This is a genomic window from Citricoccus muralis (assembly GCF_029637705.1).
Classification (GTDB): domain Bacteria; phylum Actinomycetota; class Actinomycetes; order Actinomycetales; family Micrococcaceae; genus CmP2.
In genome coordinates, this window is sequence record NZ_CP121252.1 from 2,454,238 (window position 1) to 2,470,636 (window position 16,399).

Below are 16,399 nucleotides of genomic sequence, written 5' to 3' on the forward strand. Positions count from 1 at the left end.
CCTACCGGGTGCGGAACCGGGCCGGGGTGACCAGCCAGGTGACCCCGGCCGCCACCACGGGCAGCGCCACGGTCAGCGCCAACAGCTGCCACCACGGAATCCAGGCGACCGTGAGATCGGTGATGAGCTGCATCGCGGCGAAGGGCAGCACCCCGGCCACCGTGCCCAGCACCAGACTCACCACCATGGAGACGAACATCTGCGCGGCGGCCATCGTCTTGCGCGCGCTGGGTGCCGCCCCGGTGCTGTCCAGGGCGCGATGGTCACGCCGGGAGTCGACCATCGCCAGCCCCGCAAGAATGCCGGCGGCGGTGAGCACCAACAGCGCCACGATCCCGGCCACGATCCACAGCGAGGACTGGACCCAGTCCGGTCCCGAATCCCCCGAGCTCACCCAGAGGTCATCCTGCTCCAGGGCTAGGGTGAACAGCTCCCACTGCTCGGCGTTGGGCTCCTGCGCGAAGCGCACCACCATGCCGCTCGGATTCAGCAGTGGTTCGGCCCAGTCGATGCGGTCCTGCGGTACGACGACGCCGATCTCGCTGAAGGCGGACGGGGCCACGCCCGCCACCGCCGGCACGGACCGGGTGTCCTTCGGCTCCCACAGCATCCCGCGCTGATCCGCGATCGGCGACATCGCCAACACCTGCTCGCCGTCGTCGCTGGCACCGATCACCGCATAGTCCTCAGCATCGGCGTCGACGCTCAGCCCCGGCACCTTGTGCAGGTCCGTGTCGAACCGGCCCAGCGTCACCGTGTCGTCGTCGGCGAGCAGCATCGGGTCCAGCACCACGGCCTGTCCGCGCTCATAGGCGGCGGTGACTTCCGGGTCGTCGCCCCAGAGCTCGGTGGGACTCGGATCGTCCAGGTCGGTCACCGCGATCTGACTGGGACCGAAGTACGCGCCGAACATCGAGAAGGAACTGTAGCCGAAGGAGTTGCAGGCGGCGGCCTGGCTGCGCGTGCGCTCGCCGATGGCGCGATCCAGGGTGAGGTAACGCTCGGTCAAGGTGGCGTCATCTGGAACCGGCAGGGCGCAGGCGGAATCTGTCGGAGTCAGCGCGTGGATCTCCTCGCAGTCCACCATTCCGTAGCTCAGGCAGTCCTGCACCACCTGGGAGTAGAACCGGGTGCCGCTGAGCTGCAGCCCGGCGGTGCGTGCCGCGGCCTCCACCGCGGCGCGGGCCTCGGCCGGGGTATGGGTGACCAGGCCGTCGTCATAGCCCTCGGCCTCGGTGTCGATCCCGGCTTCCTGGTCGGCAATCTGAAGCATCTCGCGTTCGAGGTCGGTGGTCAGGGTCAGCACGCCCAGGTGCGCGCCTGAGCGGCGCTGGGCGTCGTCGCTCGACACCGTCTCATAGGCATTCAGGCTGGATCCGGTGAGGCTGAGGGTGGCCGCGCCCAGACAGGCGGCGGCCACCATCGCCACGGTGATAGGCACGGTGCGGGAGCGGTTCCGGTCGGCGTCGCGGGCAGCGATGCGCAGCGTCCACGGCAGCCGGGAGGCCGAGCGGGCCAGCCCGTGCAACACGGTGGGGATCAACAACAGGACCCCGACGATCAGCATGATCCCGGCCAGCACCACCACCATGCCGAGCGCCGGTACCCAGAGATTCAGCGCCCGGACCGTGGGAATGCTCATCCCGACGGCGGTGGCGACGACGAGGAACAGCAGCGCCGTGCCCACCAGGATGGCTCCGGCGACCCGCACCGGCGTCGATAGTCCGCGCCGTTCCCGGGCGCCGCCCTTGATCGCAGCCCAGGCATCCTGTGCGGCCACGGTGCGGGCGGGAATCCAGGCGGCCACCACGGAGACCACCACCCCGATCACCACCGTGGCCAGGATGATCCACCACGGGATGCTCGGCGGTTCGAAGACCAGCAGCCGAACCCGGCCGACCGCCCAGAGCGCGTAGGCCAGGGCGATCCCGACGACGGCTCCGCCGACCGCACCGATGAGCCCGCACCACAGCCCGGACAGGCCCATGGTGCCGCGCACGGTGGCCGGGCTGGCCCCGACCGCGGAGAGCATGGCGGTGGCCCGCTGCTGGGAGCGCGCGCCGACGGCGAAGGCGGCACCGGCCAGCAGCCCGGTCTCCACTAGCGCGAGGGTGCCGAGGAACAGGATGGAGGCGTAGCGTCCCGGGTCGTCATATCCGGTTCCCACGAGCCGCACCGCCTCGACAGGCGGGTTCTCGGCCACCGGACGGAACAGCACCTGCACCCCGGCATCGTGGAAGTTCAGGTAGCTGGCGTAGTCGGTGGGCACGTCCCCGGTGAGGTAGTAGGTGGTGGTGCCGTAGCCGGTGGAGAGTCGCTCGGTCACCGCCTGCGCCAGGTCCGAGTCGGGGTGCACAAACACGGTGGAGAAACTCTGGTCTCCGGTGAGCAGCACGTGCGGCCCGGCCTCGGCTGAGCCCTGCCGGTCCACCGTGGTGCCGCCGATGTGCAGCGGATGCCCGGCCAGGGTCGCCTCGCCCGGTGGGTCTCGGTCCAGGGTCGCGGCGTGCTCCGCCCGGCGTTCCAGCTCCGGGGCGTAGCCGCGCGAGACGGTCACGGTGTCCCCGGTTGGCACGGCGTCGTCGACCGCAATGAACCGCTCCGCCAGCGCGGGGTCGGTGAGGTCGGCGATGATCACCGAAACCTCCATGGTCATCCCGTTGCCCAGATCCAGCGGGGCATATCCCTCGGTCACCGGGTGCAGGGTCACTGTCTCCGGGAGCGCTGCGGCCAGGGAGTCGGCATCGCGGCCGGCGGGTGCAGGGAACTCATCCGCGTTCTCGCTGACCTCGTCCCACCACGCCCCGGCGCCCTCGAATCCGCCCACATAGGGGTCCTCGAGCTCGTCCCGGTCGGCGAAGTAGCCCTCCGCGTACAACATCCCCGGGTGCGGGATACGGATCATGTCGGCCCCCGACGGGCTGACGTAGGCCGCAGCCCCCACGGAATCCACCTGCAGTGCCCCGTCGGTGCCGTACAGTTGGTTGTCGGTCTGGCGCTGTGGGGTATAGGCGGTGCTGGCGGCGGTAATGGACTGCAGGGTCATCGCCAGCACGGGCAATCCGATCAGGGCGATGATCAGTACGCTACGCCAACGGTGGCGGCGCAGCTCCCGCCAGGACAACCGGGCGGCGATCAACCGGGCGGAGCCGTCTCGGGCGCTCATCGGGGCTCACCGCTTCGGGACACCACGGCGCCGTCGCGCAGGTAGATCACCCGGTCGGCCCAGCCGGCGTGGCGGGCCTCGTGGGTGACCAACATGACGGCGGCTCCGGCATCGGCACGGCGGCGCAGCAGGGCCAGGATCTCCTCGCCGGTCACGGTGTCGAGCGCCCCGGTAGGCTCATCGGCCAGGATCAGCCGGCGCGACCCGACGACGGCGCGCGCGATGGCAACCCGCTGCTGCTGACCCCCGGAGAGCTCATCCAGGAACCGCTCGGCCAACTCCTCCAGCCCCATCTCGGCGAGCACCTCCAGTGCCTGCGCTCGGGCCGTGGCCGGCGGTGCGCCGTCGAGCTCCAAAGGCAGCGCCACATTCTCGACGGCGGTCAGCGTGGGAATCAGGTTGTACTCCTGGAACACGTAGCCCACCGACCGCCTGCGCAGGGCAGCCCGATCGGCCAAGCTCAGTCGTGACAGCGGGGTGCCCTGCACGTAGATTTCGCCGGAGGTCACGGTGTCCAGACCGCCAGCCAGGGCCAGCAGCGAGGACTTTCCGGACCCAGAGGGGCCCATCACCGCGACAAACTCTCCGGCGTCGAGCGTAAGATTCACCTCGCGCAGGGCTGCCACCGAAGTGGCTCCAGCGCCGTAGATTTTGGTGACGTCCTGGAGCTGCAGCACTTGCCGGGGACGTAGTCCGGGGCTCGTTCCGGGGGTGGGAGTGGTCATGACGCGCCGCCTTTCGACACGCTGGCACGGCGCAGCAGATACGCCTCGCAGTGGTCCAGCCAGTTGACTTCCGCCTCCGCGGAAAAAATGAGGGATTCCTGCACCAACAGACTGGCCAGCGCGGCGGGTTCGGCTGAGCCGGCGTCCCCCGAAACGGCGGCCAGCAGGGTCTGTTTGGTGCGGGTGAGGGTGCGCAGCGAGGCCACCGTGGCGGCCCGCTGTTCTTGAATGACGTCGCGCACTGCGTCCACCTCGTGGGTGATGACGGCGAGCGCCAGTTTGATCGCTAGCTCACTGCGCGGCGGCGAGCTCGGCTGCAGCGGGGCGGAGAACCACTGGGTGAGTTCCGCGCTCCCGGCGTCCGTCAGGGCGAAGATGCGGTGGCCTTCCCCGTCGTCGCCGTCGTCGCGCACCAATCCATCGCGCTCCAACCGTTCCAGGGTGGTGTACACCTGGCCGATATTCAGAGGCCAGGTCCGCCCGGTGGCTTCCTCGAACTCGGCGCGCAGCTGGTATCCGTAGGCGGGGCCGCGGTGCAGCAGCGCCAGCAGTGAATGTTTGACCGACATGATGCGCCCCTTTCCGCAGACCAACCGCCAGGTGTATATCGAGTATGCATACTCAGTATCCAGTCGGTCAAGGCACGATTCGGTCACGATCCGCTCACACTGACTAGACTCATGCGTGTGAAACCCGAGCATCCCCTCCCCGAGTCCGTGTCCGATATTTTCGACCCGCAGCGCTGGCGCGTGGTGCAGGGCTTCGATTTCGCCGACATCACCTACCACCGCGAAGTGGAGCGCGACGACGACGGCGCCTGGGTGCGCGACCTGCCGACCGTGCGCATCGCATTCAACCGCCCCGAGGTCCGCAACGCTTTCCGCCCAGGCACCGTGGATGAGCTGTACCGGGCGCTGGACCACGCCCGAATGACCTCCGAGGTCGGCTGTATCCTGCTCACGGGCAACGGGCCGTCGGCGAAGGACGGCGGCCACAGTTTCTGTTCCGGCGGCGACCAGCGCATTCGCGGCCGCGACGGCTACCGCTACGCCGAGGGCGAGACGGCCGAGTCGATTGATCCGGCCCGGGCCGGGCGCCTGCACATTCTGGAGGTGCAGCGACTGATGCGCACCACCCCGAAGCCGATCATCGCGGTGGTCAACGGCTGGGCGGCCGGCGGCGGGCATTCCCTGCACGTCGTCGCCGATCTTACCCTGGCCTCCCGGGAACACGGAAAATTCAAGCAGACCGATGCCACCGTGGGCTCCTTCGACGCCGGCTACGGTTCCGCGCTACTAGCCCGGCAGATCGGGCAGAAGCGGGCCCGCGAGATCTTCTTCGCCGCCCGCGAGTACTCCGCTGAACAGATGGTTCAAATGGGCGCGGTGAACGAAGCGGTAGACCATGACCGACTCGAAGAGGTGGCCCTGGAATACGCCGCCGACATCAACCGCCAGTCGCCACAAGCGATCCGGATGCTGAAGTTCGCGTTCAACCTCGCCGACGACGGCATGGCCGGCCAGCAGGTGTTCGCCGGTGAAGCCACCCGGCTGGCCTATATGACCGATGAAGCGGTCGAGGGCCGGGATGCGTTCCTGGGCAAGCGCGACCCCGACTGGTCCGAGTTCCCCCGCTACTTCTGATGATCACGGAGCAGACGGCGGCGTTGCGCTCGGCGCTGGAGGGCACCGGGGCTCCGGTGGAGTTCACCCTCGACGACGCCCACTCAACAGGCGGGGTGCTCTTCCGGCCCGAGGCGCGTGACGCCGCACGGTGCGGGCACCCGGATGCGGTCGCTGTGGTGCGTACCTCCGGCTCCACCGGCACCCCGAAGCAGACGGTGCTCACCGGTGCCGGGCTGCGTGCCTCCGCCGGCGCCACCGCCACCCGGATCGGCGCCCCGGAGCAGGGCACCCAGTGGCTGCTCGCCCTCGGCACCCAGTACGTCGCAGGCCTGGCGGTGGTCTCGCGTTCCATCCTGGCCGGCACCGATCCCGTGGTGCTGGCACCGGGCACCTTCACCGCCAACAAATTCACCGCCGCCGCCCGCGAACTCCGCGCCCGCGCCGGGACCACCGGGTTCACCGCGGTGTCCCTGGTGCCCACCCAGCTGACCCGGCTGCTCGACGACGGCCCCGGCTCCCCGACCGTCGCAGCACTGGCCGATCTGGACGCCATCCTCGTCGGCGGCGCCCGCCTGCCCGATTCCGCCCGCCAGCGCAGTGCGGAGGCGGGCCTGAATCTGCACTTGACCTACGGCATGGCCGAGACCTGCGGGGGCTGCGTCTACGACGGCGTCCCCCTGGACGGTGTCTTTGCGGATCTCGTCACCGAGCCCGACAACCCAGACATCACCCGGCTGCGGCTGGCCGGACCCATGGTCGCCGCCGGGTACCTGGACGATCCCGAGCGCACCGCCGCCCACTTCAGCGCCGGCCCCCAGGGGCGGCGCTTTCTCACCGAGGACACCGGCGTCGTCAGCCTCGAAGACTCCCCCGCCGCCGGAATCCGCACCCTGCGCCAGCGCCTGCAGGTCACCGGGCGCGTCGACGACGTCATCAACACCGGCGGGGTGAAAGTGTCGGCGGCTCACGTCCAGCGGGTGCTCGAAGAATCCCCCGAGGTCCGAGACGCCTTCGTCACCGGCATCCCAGATGACCAGTGGGGCCAGCTCGTCTGCGCCGTGCTCGTGCTGGCGGACCCCACCTCCACGCCCGACGCCGGACCGACCACGGAGCTCGAGTCACGCCTAGCCGCACGCCTGCGCACCGAGCTGGGCCGTGCCGCCGTGCCGAAAAAGTGGGGGTATCGTGAATCCTTGCCCCTCTTGGCCAATGGCAAGACCGACCGCCAGGCTTTGCGCCGAGAGCTCGAGAACAGAACAGACGAGGACAGCTGAATGGCAACCGTTTCACAGTGGGTTCAGGGCGCACGCCTGCGCACCCTGCCGATGGCGATCGCTCCGGTGGTAGTTGGCTCGGCTGCCGCCGCCGACCTGGACGGGTTCCACCTCGGCCGTGCGGTGCTCGCCCTGCTGGTGTCCCTCGCCCTGCAGATCGGGGTGAACTACTCGAACGACTATTCCGACGGCGTCCGCGGCACCGATGATGTGCGCGTCGGCCCGCTGCGCCTCACCGGCTCCGGTGCGGCCCGCCCGGGGCAGGTCAAAGCGGCAGCGTTTGCTTGCTACGGCGCGGCCATGGTGCTCGGGCTCATCCTGGTGGTCTGGGCGCAGACGTGGTGGCTGATTGCCGTCGGAGCACTCGCCGTGCTGGCCGCCTGGTACTACACCGGGGGCAAGAAGCCCTACGGGTACCTGGGCCTGGGCGAGGTGTTCGTGTTCATCTTCTTCGGCCTGGTCGCCGTGCTGGGCACCACCTACACTCAGGCCCTGGAGATTTCCGGCCTCGCCTGGGTCGGCGCCATCGGCTGCGGGCTGATCTCCACCGCCCTGCTGATGGCCAACAACGTCCGTGACATACCCACCGACCGCGAGGCCGGCAAGCGCACGCTGGCCGTGAGGCTCGGCGACACCGGCGCTCGCTGGTCCTACCCGGTGATGATCGGCGTCGCCGCCCTGCTGCCGCTGATCTTCATCGGCCAGCATCCCTTGCTCTTGGCGGTGGCGGTAGCCACCCTCGCGGCCGGATTCGACCCCTCCCGGACGATGATCCGAGCGAAGGAACGGCACGAGCTGATCCCGGTGCTCAAGGCCACCGGGATGCTCGGATTGATGTACGCGCTGCTATTCGCCGTCGCGACGCTGCTTTGAGCTATCCGAGGCGTCCTGGGTGAATTCGTGCATCTCGGCGGGGTCCATGAACCGGCCGTGCGTGTAGGAGTCCTCGACGTCGGCGTCTTCGCTCTCGGTCTTCCCCGCAGCCCCGCGACGGCCCTCCCAGGCGTTCTGCAGTTCGCGGTTGGCGCGCAGCCGCATCGGGTTCAGCACCAGGTAGCTCACCGCGAAGGACACAATAGTGGCGACGACGGCGGCCCAGAGCCAACCGGTGCGCAACACGACGCACAGGGCAAACACGGCGAAGAAGATGGCGAGGCGCACGGCCCCGTATTTGAGGATCTGCATGGTGCACCCAGTCTACCGCCCGGGGACACCGGTCGCCTCCGCTGTGAGCGGATAGCGCGTCGTGAGGGCGGCAACACTCAGCTCAACCTCCTAGAATGGATGCCATGATGCGACTGTTGATCCCGCTGGCGATCGTCTCCCTCGGTGTGATGATATACTCGATCATCGAGTGCGCCCAGACGCCGCGGCACCGGATTCGCGCCATTTCAAAGCCGATGTGGATGATCGCGATCATCTTCATCCCGCTGATCGGCGGCGTGCTGTGGCTGGTCTTCGGCAACGCCCGCGGCGGCATCAACACCATGGGCCAGTCCGGGGGTACTCCTCCGCGCCCGACCTCACCCGACGACGACGCCGATTTTCTGCGCCGCCTCGATGCCCAGCGTCGGCAGAAAGCCCGCGACGAGGAACTGAACCGCCGCGAGCAGGAACTCCGCAAGCGGGAAGAAGAACTGCGCCGCGGCCAGCAGAACGACGGCCCCAACAACAACGGCCGCGACGACATCGGCGAAGGCCCCGCCTCGTCCTGATCGTATGCCTCGGCCAGGGCATCTATGTCGTTCCGCGGCCCACGATGAGCGCACACCCCTAGGCGCCGCATAGCTATCGCTGGATCGCTCCGCCCTCGCTGAGGATCGGCTGGCTGACCCCATCGACTCTGGTGTGGTGTCGCATGACTCGGCCACGGCCTTCTACAGTCTCGGCGATCTCCTTGATGACGAACCAGAAATCACTCTCCCGATCGCAAACAGACCCGCCGAGGCATCCGCCAGCATCGTCGGTGATGTGTAGCGCCACCATCTCGCGTCACGCCACGATGTGGCGGCAACACGCGATCCTCTGGCGAAGAGGACCCAACAGCCCAACTGCGCCACGTTCCTGGAGCAACTGCTCGATCAGAGTCCAGCGTAGGAGTGCAGTGATGGGAAGTATATGTTCACGATGGTGTAGTTGAACACCAGGCAGCCGAAGCCGACCATGTTCAGCCAGGCGGCGCGGGTGCCGGTCCAGCCACGGGTCGCGCGGGCGTGCAGGTAGCCGGCATAAACCACCCAGATGACGAACGACCATACTTCCTTGGCGTCCCAGTTCCAGTAGCGACCCCAGGCCTGCTCGGCCCAGATGGCGCCGGCGATCACGGTGAAGGTCCACATCACGAATGACACGGCGTTGATGCGGTACGACCAGTTCTCCAGGGCGAACGACGGCGGTACCAGCCGCAGGAACGCGAACTTGGTGGGCACACCCGCTTTCTGCGCGGCTTCCTGACGCTGTTTGAACAGTTGCAGCAGGCTCATGGCGAAGGTCAGCGAAAACAGGCCGGTGGCGGCCACCGCAACGGAAACGTGCGTAACGATCCACCAGGACTGCAGCGCCGGCTGCACATTACCCACCGGTGTGGGGAAACCGATGGTGGCTGCGATCATCATCAGCAGCACCACGCCGGAGACGAAGGTGCCCACGAAGCGCAGGTCCTTGCGGATCAGGAACACCAGGTACACCACGGCGATGACCAGCGCACCACTGGTCATGAACTCATAGAGGTTCGCCCACGGCACCCGTGAGGAGGCGATACCACGGGCGACCACCGCGAAAGCGTGCAGCAGCACGCCGATAATCATCAGCGCCACGGCGACATTTGCGGCCGGGCGCTTCACGGTGCCGGTGTACTCCATGTCCTCATCGACGAGGGTGGAGTCCAGCTCCTGCTCGCGGCGGGCCGCCGCACGGGCGGCTCGCTCGTTCTGGACCTGCGCGTCAGCATTCGCCTCCCCCGTGGCCACGTCGATCTCCGTGCCGCCGCCCGCGGTGACCAGGGACTTTTCGGAGACCCGCGCCGAGGCTTGTTCGACCTGTGCCGCGTGCTCGGATTCGAGCTCGGCCTCCATGCGCCGGATCGAGGCCGAGGAGCGGGCCATGTCCCACGAGAAGACGAAGAACGTGACCGTGTAGACCAGGGCAGCGATGAGCATGAACAGCTCGCTGTAGCTGGCGAGGGCTTCGTTGATGGGCTGGGTATTCTGCATCGTCACTTCCGGTGATGGACTGGCGCGGATGGTGTGCGTCCGAGCTTACTCTGCTGGGGTGGGGTCTTGGGGTGGGATGACGGGCCAGGCCGCGTCGAAACGCTGACGCAAGCGGATGTTCTCGTCGCGCAGCCCGAAAGATTCGCCGCGGGCGAGCAAACCGTATTCGACCACGGTGTTACCGTCGACGTCGGTGGCGCGCACCCACACGCGGCGGCGGCGCACGAACAGGGAGAGGGTCAGGGCGAACAGCGAGAGGGTCGCGAAGAAGCCCACGCCCCACTTGCCCGGATCGTAGTGGAGGTCTAGACCGACGTAACGAGAGAGCCCGTCGAAGGTGATGGAGCCTTTGCCGTCGGGCAGCTCGTAAGTCTCTCCTAGGCCCAAGGTGATGCCGCCGTTCTCGTTGTTGCGCGAGTTCAGTTCGGTGAGTCCCTCGGTGTCGAGGACGTACACATTGTGAGGGGTGCCGTCGTCGAGCCCGAGGTCCCCGAAGTAGGAGTTCAGACCCAGTTCCGGGTTGAGGGCGTCTGGGTCGGCCGAGTAGGCCACGCCGTCCTCATCTTCGACCGCGGTGGGCAGGAAAAAGCCCACAAAGCCGAGCTGATCGGGCCGGGCGTCGGGTGCTTTGATGACGGCCAGCGAAGTGTTCAGTGCGTCCTGGACCTGGGCGATCATGGTGCCGTCCAGGGCGATGTCGCCGTTGCCGTCGCGCACGGTGATGTGCGGCGCGTAGCCGTTGCCGACCAGGAAGACGCGCACGCCGTCGACGGTCAGTGGATCATTCACCCGCAGCTCGGTCTCGTAGGGGTCCTCGCCCGGTTCCTGGACCTGGATCGTGGCCCCGTAGTCAAGGGGCTGGCCGTAATGGGATTCCGATTCGCGATCGTATTCGACGTGGAACTCATCCAACTGGAGCGAGAACGGGGTGAGGCGTTCCTCGGTGAAGGCGCTGCCGGGGGTGAACGAGTCGTAGGCGACCAGGTTGTTGGTGAACCCCTCGCCCTCGACGATGATCTTCTGACCGTTGTACTTCATCAGCGACCCGTAGGCCATGAAGATGAGCACGCCGATGAGCGAGAAATGGAAGACGATGTTGCCGATCTCGCGCAGGTAGCCGCGCTCGGCGCCCACCGAAGCGGCGGTGTGGCCCTTGGCGGGCTGGTCCTCATCGCGCACGGCGACCCGGTAGCCGCGCTTGCGCAGGATGGTGGCGGCTTCGTCCACCGCAGTATGGGGGTCGGGACCCGAGTCTTCGAGCACGAGCTTGCCGTATTCAGGCAAGCGGCTTAGACGGCGCGGGGTGCGCGGCGGTTCGGCGCGCATTTGCTGGTAGTGCTTGACTCCGCGGGGGAAGACACACCCGACCAGCGAAATGAACAGCAGCAGGTAGATCGCTGAGAACCAGACGGAGTTGTATACGTCGAAAAACTGCAGCGCGTCCAGGATCGGGCCCACGGTGGGGTTGTCTTCGATCCACTGGTCCACCACAGCTTCGCCGGCACGACGCTGCGGGAAGATCGACCCGGGCACGGCAGCCACGGCGAGCAGCAACAACAGCAGCAGCGCGGTGCGCATGCTGGTCAGCTGGGTCCAGAGCCAGCGCAGGGTGCCGGTGAAGCCGAGCGCGGGCAGTTCGACGTCGTTTTTCTGCTTCTGCGGGGTCAAATCGGCAACCTTACTTCATTCGCGAACCAGGTCTGGAGCTGTAGCACCCAGGTGTTCCACAGGCCGGAGACCATCAGCAGTCCGAGCAGGATCAACAGCCCACCGCCGAAGCGCATCACGGCGACCCGATGGCGGCGGAAAAAGCCCAGGGCGGCCATCGACTTGTTGAAGCCCATGGCGATCAGGATGAAGGGCAGGCCTAGTCCCAGACAGTAGACGAACGCCAGCACCGCGCCGCGCCACGGGCTGGGGGATCCGGCGGTGGACAGCAACAGCACCGCGGACATGGTGGGCCCGATGCAGGGCGCCCAGCCGAGCCCGAAGATCATGCCCAGCACGGGTGCGCCCCACAGTCCGGCGCGGGGTTGGACGTGCAGGCGTGAGTCGCGCTGGAACCAGGAGAATCCGCCCATGAAGACGACGCCGAGCAGGATGACGACAAGTCCGAGCACCTGGTACACCCAGGCGCCTTCGATTTGGAGCCAGACGACCACCCGGGAGAAGACCAGGCCGATGAGCACGAAAACCACGGTGAAGCCGAGCACGAACAGGCTCATGCCGGCGACCATACGGCCGCGCTTCTGCTCGGCTATGTTCGCCCCGCTCAGCCCGGTGACGTAGCCCAGGTATCCGGGGACCAACGGGAGCACGCAAGGCGAAAGGAAGGAGACGAGTCCGGCGAGCACCGCGACCGGGATGGCCAGCAGCAGAGACCCGTCGAGGGCGATCTCTGCGAAGACGTTATCGGTCACGCCGACTCCGCGACCACGGTCTGGATGAGCGAGCGCAGGGTGGAGTGCTCGGCAATACCCAGCACGCGGGCCGAGACCCGACCGGCGCGATCCAACACGATGGTGGTCGGCACCGCCTGCGGGGGCACGTAATCGGTCATGGCCAGCAGCACCTTGCCGTTGCGGTCTTCAAAGGAGGGATAGGTGATGCCGAAGTTACGCTCGAAGGCTTCCGCCGTACCGATGGTGTCGCGGACGTTGACGCCGTAGAACTGCACCTCATCGGCGAATTCCTCGTTCAGGGCTTGCAAGTCGGGGGCCTCCACCCGGCAGGGGGCGCAGGCGGCGTACCAAAAGTTCAAGACCACCGGCGTGCCACGCCAGTCGGAGGCGGTGATCTCTTCGCCCGAGAACAGAGGCGCGGTGAAGTCCGTGGGCTCCGGGCGGTCCTCGACGGCCAGTTCGAGCACCGAGCCGTCACCGGCAATGTAGTTCTTGCCGTCGGCGTTGCCGGCTTGGTCGGCCAGCGGGTCCTCCGAAGAGCAGGCGGCCAGCACCGGCAGGGCGAGCACACCGGTCAGACCGGCCAGCACCTGGCGACGCGACGGACGACCGGACGGGGAGGACATGTTCATGAAGGCCCCATTCATCGGGATGGATCGGGACGACCAACGACGTGCCGCACGGGCCGCCGGGCCGTCCTCGAGTCTATCGCCGCCCCCCTCACCTGACTGAATCCTGTGAACTGACTCCACCGCGGCTGAGTGCAATATGACGTGGCTGATCTCTGCTAACCGAGGCTCAGGCGCCGGGCAGGGCGATCGCGTCGGCGAGCAGGTGCCGGTTGGGTTCTTGATATTCCACGCGCGGGCGGGTGGCTCCGGCGTCACAGTGCAGGGACGTGACCGAAGTCAGGCTGCATTCGCGGTCGCGCGGGTCGTGCCAGAGCTTCTTGCCCTCCGCGGAGAGCCGGGTGACCCAGATCGGCAGCTGATGGGCCACGATGACGGCTTCCGCGCCGTCGCCGTGGTTGCGGATCAGCTCATCGCGCAGATCATGCACCGCAGCGGCCACACGTGCTGCTTGCTCTGCGTAGGGCTCGCCCCAGGAGGGGCGGAAGGGGTTGAGCAGCAGTCCCCAGTTCTGTGGGCGGCGCAGCTGGCGCTTGATGTTGGACATTCCTTCAAAACCATTGGCTGCTTCAATGACCCGATCGTCGGTCCGCACCGGCAGCTGGAGCCGCTGTGCCAGCGGGGCGATGGTCTCCTGGGCGCGCAGGAGCGGTGAGGCGACGAGGATGCTCGGGGCGGAGCCGGTCTGTTCGGCGCGCTGAACGAACCAGTCCGCGAGCTCTTCGGCCATCTGGTACCCCAGCTCCGAGAGGTGGAATCCGGACAGGCGCCCGTAGAGGACGCGGTCGGGATTGTGGGCTTCTCCGTGGCGAACAAGGTGAACGGTGGCAGTCGTCATACCTGCCAGTCTTCCAGAAGATGACGCGACGCGCGCGACGTCCAGGTTATGTCCGGTTCTACCGGGGACAATGGAAGCAACATCCCGGTCCGCCACAAGGCACAAGGAGTACAGCATCGTGTCTCAGCATTCCGATCGTCCCGACGACCACGACAGCGCCGAGGGCCCCGCAGATCCGCAACAGGGTCGTGCCGAGGGCGGTCGTTGGGAAGACGCCGAGGGTCAGCCGCGCTACGGGGTGCGCCTCCCGGAAGGCGAGCAGCCCCCCGAGCCTCCGACCACGCCGAACACCCTGCCGCGTCAATACGGCCGGTTCACCCCGCATGATCAGTCCGGCGCGCAGTCCGGTGCCGAATACGGGTCTGGCCACGGGTCCGAGTACAGTGCGCCGCCGCAGCCCCCGGGCCAGCAGTACCCCGGGTACCCGCAGCAGTACGCCCAGCAGCAGTACCCGTACCCGCAGCAGCCGCAGCACACCATGCCGCAGCCACCCCGGGTTCGGTTGGCGTCGCGGCTGATTCTGGTGGCCGGTGTGCTCTATGCGGTGGTCAATATCGTGACCGCCTTCCTCCCTCGGTTCGGCGTGCCCCAGGATCAGTGGGATCAGCTGCAGGAGATGTTCGCCGAGATCGACCCCACCGTGAGCCTCGATGCGATGCTCGCCCCCATGCGATTCGTGATGGTCATCATGGCCGTCATCTTGGGCTTGGTCTACTGGGTGATCGCCCGCGGTGTGGCCAACGGTTCCAACGCCGCCCGGATCATCGGCACTGTACTGGCAGTGCTGTCATTGCCGAGCCTGTTCAGCATCTCGGCGGTCTACGTTCTGCTGGGCGCCATCGGCATCGGCATGACCTTCACGGCCACCGCGAACGAATACTTCCGCTACAAGGCCTGGGAGAAGTTCAACGCGCGGAACCAGCCTCCCCGCTGATGTGGTGGAAAGCTAACAACTGCAGCTCAGCTGAGACGTCGACGACGCGAACGGAAACCTCCTCGGGAACTTCAAGCTCCACGGGGGCGAAATTGAGGATGCCGCGGATGCCGTGATGCACCAAGTCGTCTGCAGCCAGCTGAGCAGCTTCGCCGGGCACGGTGAGGATCGCCAGACGGGCGCCGGTGCGCTCGATGACCTCACCGGCGCGGGACGCATCCTCGATGGTCAGCTGCCCGCAGGGCTGTCCCACCCGTTGCGGGTCGGCGTCGAGCACGCTGACGACGTCGAGACCGCGGGCGGCGAAGCCACCGTATTGCACCAGGGCGGTGCCCAGGTGCCCGGCACCGACCAGGATAACCGGCTGGTGGGTGGAGATGCCCAGAATCTGCTCGATCGCCGCTTCCAGTACCCCCACCGGATACCCCTTGCCGGGTCGTCCCAGTTGACCGAGAGCGGAGAGGTCTTTGCGCACCAGGTCCCGGCTGGCACCGGCCGCTGCGGCCAGCTCGGTGGAAGAGACATACTCGGTTCCGGCCGCCGCCAGGGCGTTGAGTCTGCGTAGGTAGACGGGGAGCCGGTCCAGGGCGCGGCGCGAGAGCGGGCCGGCACTCGTCGCCCCGGGGACATCGCGCTGGCGGCTGATCACGGGGTGGGGTCCTGCCGCGCTGTGCGGGCGGCGGTGATGAGCCGGGCCAAGCGGTCGGCGTCGATTGACCAGAAATCGCGCTGAACGCCATCGATAAACAGCACCGGGATCTCCTCAGAGTGTCGCTCCCCCAGTGCTGGTTCCTCCGTGGTGCTGACCTCGCGCCAGGCCACCCCGTGCTCGGCACAGACCCGGGCCACGGTGGTTCGGGCGGCGGCGCACAAATGACACTCAGGCCGGGTGAGCAACATGATGTCGGGGCTGGAATCACTCAATGTAGGGTCCTTTGCCGTGCCTGAGGGTGGGGGTCAATGCGACGAGCCGCCCGATCTTTGACCGGGCGGCTCGAAGAGTCTGGAGCGTGAAGAAGAAGCTTACTTCTTGTTGCGGCGCTGGTGACGAGTCTTGCGCAGCTGCTTGCGGTGCTTCTTCTTGGACATGCGCTTGCGGCGCTTCTTGATGACTGAACCCATCGATAATCCTTCGGATTGTCGTCGTTGTGTGTGAACATCACGCGGATGCGAGCACAGCACAACCTGTCTAATGTCTGAACGTTCCGGTACATCCTACCGCTCCATGGCCGGAAGAGCGAACCGAGACGCGACTGGTACGGGGTCGAGCGACTTCAGGACTCACGCCTTTAGGCGCGGCCGTCGGTCCCGGTACCCTCGGTGTACCCGGCGGAGAGAATCTCCTGAACGGCATTCTCGGGGACACGGTAGGAACGACCGAAACGCACGGCGGGAAGCTCACCGGCATGGATCATCCGGTATACGGTCATGCGAGAAACGCGCATCATCTCCGCGACCTCGTTGACCGTCATGAATTTAGCTTCGGCGAAGTTGCCAGCAGGGGCCACGCTCGACTCCTTCTTGTGTCGTGTCGGATCAGCTGTTCCAGGTTTCCCTCAACGTATCGGTGGCGGCCTGACGAACCATCATCGCT

The 16,399-nt window shown here is 67.2% G+C and carries 18 protein-coding genes; 5 read left to right on the plus strand and 13 right to left on the minus strand.

The window, feature by feature from the left end; all coding sequences use genetic code 11:
- Nucleotide 1: 1 nt before the first annotated feature.
- From P8192_RS11240 to P8192_RS11250, 3 genes are read right to left on the minus strand one after another with little or no spacing between them, the layout of a single operon-like run.
- Nucleotides 2–3,166 (minus strand): FtsX-like permease family protein, encoded by a 3,165-nt coding sequence (locus tag P8192_RS11240; protein WP_278157139.1) that lies wholly within the window; start codon nt 3,164–3,166, stop codon nt 2–4.
- Nucleotides 3,163–3,891 carry an ABC transporter ATP-binding protein gene (locus P8192_RS11245; RefSeq protein ID WP_278157140.1) on the minus strand — a complete coding sequence of 243 codons (729 nt, stop codon included), beginning with the start codon at nt 3,889–3,891 and terminating at the stop codon, nt 3,163–3,165. Before P8192_RS11245 ends, P8192_RS11240 begins: the two co-directional genes overlap by 4 nt.
- The gene (locus P8192_RS11250) at nt 3,888–4,460 is read right to left on the minus strand and encodes a PadR family transcriptional regulator (RefSeq protein ID WP_278157141.1); all 573 of its coding nucleotides are present in this window, start codon (nt 4,458–4,460) and stop codon (nt 3,888–3,890) included. The genes P8192_RS11245 and P8192_RS11250 overlap by 4 nt, the downstream gene beginning before the upstream one ends.
- Nucleotides 4,461–4,571: 111 nt before the next feature.
- On the opposite strand from P8192_RS11250, the gene P8192_RS11255 reads away from it, so the two are divergent.
- The 3 genes from P8192_RS11255 to P8192_RS11265 are packed head-to-tail and all read left to right on the plus strand — an operon-like array spanning nt 4,572 to nt 7,663.
- Nucleotides 4,572–5,534: a 1,4-dihydroxy-2-naphthoyl-CoA synthase gene (locus P8192_RS11255; RefSeq protein WP_278157142.1), complete on the plus strand. Its 963-nt coding sequence runs from the start codon at nt 4,572–4,574 to the stop codon at nt 5,532–5,534.
- Nucleotides 5,534–6,790 (plus strand): AMP-binding protein, encoded by a 1,257-nt coding sequence (locus P8192_RS11260; protein ID WP_278157143.1) that lies wholly within the window; start codon nt 5,534–5,536, stop codon nt 6,788–6,790. Before P8192_RS11255 ends, P8192_RS11260 begins: the two co-directional genes overlap by 1 nt.
- A complete protein-coding gene (locus P8192_RS11265) occupies nt 6,791–7,663 on the plus strand; it encodes a 1,4-dihydroxy-2-naphthoate polyprenyltransferase (protein ID WP_278157144.1) in 873 nt (290 codons plus the stop codon).
- Here the strand turns inward: P8192_RS11265 and P8192_RS11270 are convergent.
- Entirely contained in the window at nt 7,637–7,975 is a 339-nt protein-coding gene (locus tag P8192_RS11270) for a DUF4229 domain-containing protein (RefSeq protein WP_278157145.1), read from the minus strand. The genes P8192_RS11265 and P8192_RS11270 overlap by 27 nt on opposite strands.
- 104 nt (nt 7,976–8,079) lie before the next feature.
- On the opposite strand from P8192_RS11270, the gene P8192_RS11275 reads away from it, so the two are divergent.
- Entirely contained in the window at nt 8,080–8,505 is a 426-nt protein-coding gene (locus tag P8192_RS11275; RefSeq protein WP_270107375.1) for a PLD nuclease N-terminal domain-containing protein, read from the plus strand.
- Nucleotides 8,506–8,871: 366 nt separating this feature from the next.
- Here the strand turns inward: P8192_RS11275 and ccsB are convergent, their stop codons facing one another.
- The 5 genes from ccsB to P8192_RS11300 all read right to left on the minus strand — a co-directional run bounded on the left by ccsB (nt 8,872) and on the right by P8192_RS11300 (nt 13,871).
- On the minus strand, nt 8,872–10,002 hold the full coding sequence (ccsB, locus tag P8192_RS11280) for a c-type cytochrome biogenesis protein CcsB (RefSeq protein WP_278157146.1): 1,131 nt from the start codon (nt 10,000–10,002) through the stop codon (nt 8,872–8,874).
- 45 nt (nt 10,003–10,047) lie between these two features.
- Nucleotides 10,048–11,670, minus strand: a complete 1,623-nt coding sequence (resB, locus tag P8192_RS11285) for a cytochrome c biogenesis protein ResB (RefSeq protein ID WP_278157147.1) — start codon at nt 11,668–11,670, stop codon at nt 10,048–10,050.
- Nucleotides 11,667–12,422: a cytochrome c biogenesis CcdA family protein gene (locus P8192_RS11290; protein ID WP_278157148.1), complete on the minus strand. Its 756-nt coding sequence runs from the start codon at nt 12,420–12,422 to the stop codon at nt 11,667–11,669. Before P8192_RS11290 ends, resB begins: the two co-directional genes overlap by 4 nt.
- Nucleotides 12,419–13,036: a TlpA family protein disulfide reductase gene (locus P8192_RS11295; RefSeq protein WP_431521112.1), complete on the minus strand. Its 618-nt coding sequence runs from the start codon at nt 13,034–13,036 to the stop codon at nt 12,419–12,421. Before P8192_RS11295 ends, P8192_RS11290 begins: the two co-directional genes overlap by 4 nt.
- Before the next feature lie 166 nt (nt 13,037–13,202).
- On the minus strand, nt 13,203–13,871 hold the full coding sequence (locus tag P8192_RS11300; RefSeq protein ID WP_278157149.1) for a histidine phosphatase family protein: 669 nt from the start codon (nt 13,869–13,871) through the stop codon (nt 13,203–13,205).
- A gap of 118 nt (nt 13,872–13,989) precedes the next feature.
- On the opposite strand from P8192_RS11300, the gene P8192_RS11305 reads away from it, so the two are divergent.
- Nucleotides 13,990–14,805, plus strand: a complete 816-nt coding sequence (locus P8192_RS11305; RefSeq protein ID WP_278157150.1) for a hypothetical protein — start codon at nt 13,990–13,992, stop codon at nt 14,803–14,805.
- Here P8192_RS11305 and P8192_RS11310 read toward each other — a convergent pair.
- The 4 genes from P8192_RS11310 to P8192_RS11325 form a co-directional block, all read right to left on the minus strand.
- Nucleotides 14,777–15,454, minus strand: a complete 678-nt coding sequence (locus tag P8192_RS11310) for a redox-sensing transcriptional repressor Rex (RefSeq protein WP_278157151.1) — start codon at nt 15,452–15,454, stop codon at nt 14,777–14,779. The two genes, P8192_RS11305 and P8192_RS11310, sit on opposite strands and share 29 nt — an antisense overlap.
- The gene (locus P8192_RS11315) at nt 15,451–15,729 is read right to left on the minus strand and encodes a glutaredoxin family protein (RefSeq protein WP_278157152.1); all 279 of its coding nucleotides are present in this window, start codon (nt 15,727–15,729) and stop codon (nt 15,451–15,453) included. Before P8192_RS11315 ends, P8192_RS11310 begins: the two co-directional genes overlap by 4 nt.
- Before the next feature lie 99 nt (nt 15,730–15,828).
- Nucleotides 15,829–15,927 (minus strand): 30S ribosomal protein bS22, encoded by a 99-nt coding sequence (locus P8192_RS11320; RefSeq protein ID WP_009882927.1) that lies wholly within the window; start codon nt 15,925–15,927, stop codon nt 15,829–15,831.
- A 167-nt stretch (nt 15,928–16,094) separates the two neighbouring features.
- On the minus strand, nt 16,095–16,313 hold the full coding sequence (locus P8192_RS11325; RefSeq protein WP_278157153.1) for a helix-turn-helix domain-containing protein: 219 nt from the start codon (nt 16,311–16,313) through the stop codon (nt 16,095–16,097).
- Nucleotides 16,314–16,399 lie beyond the last annotated feature (86 nt).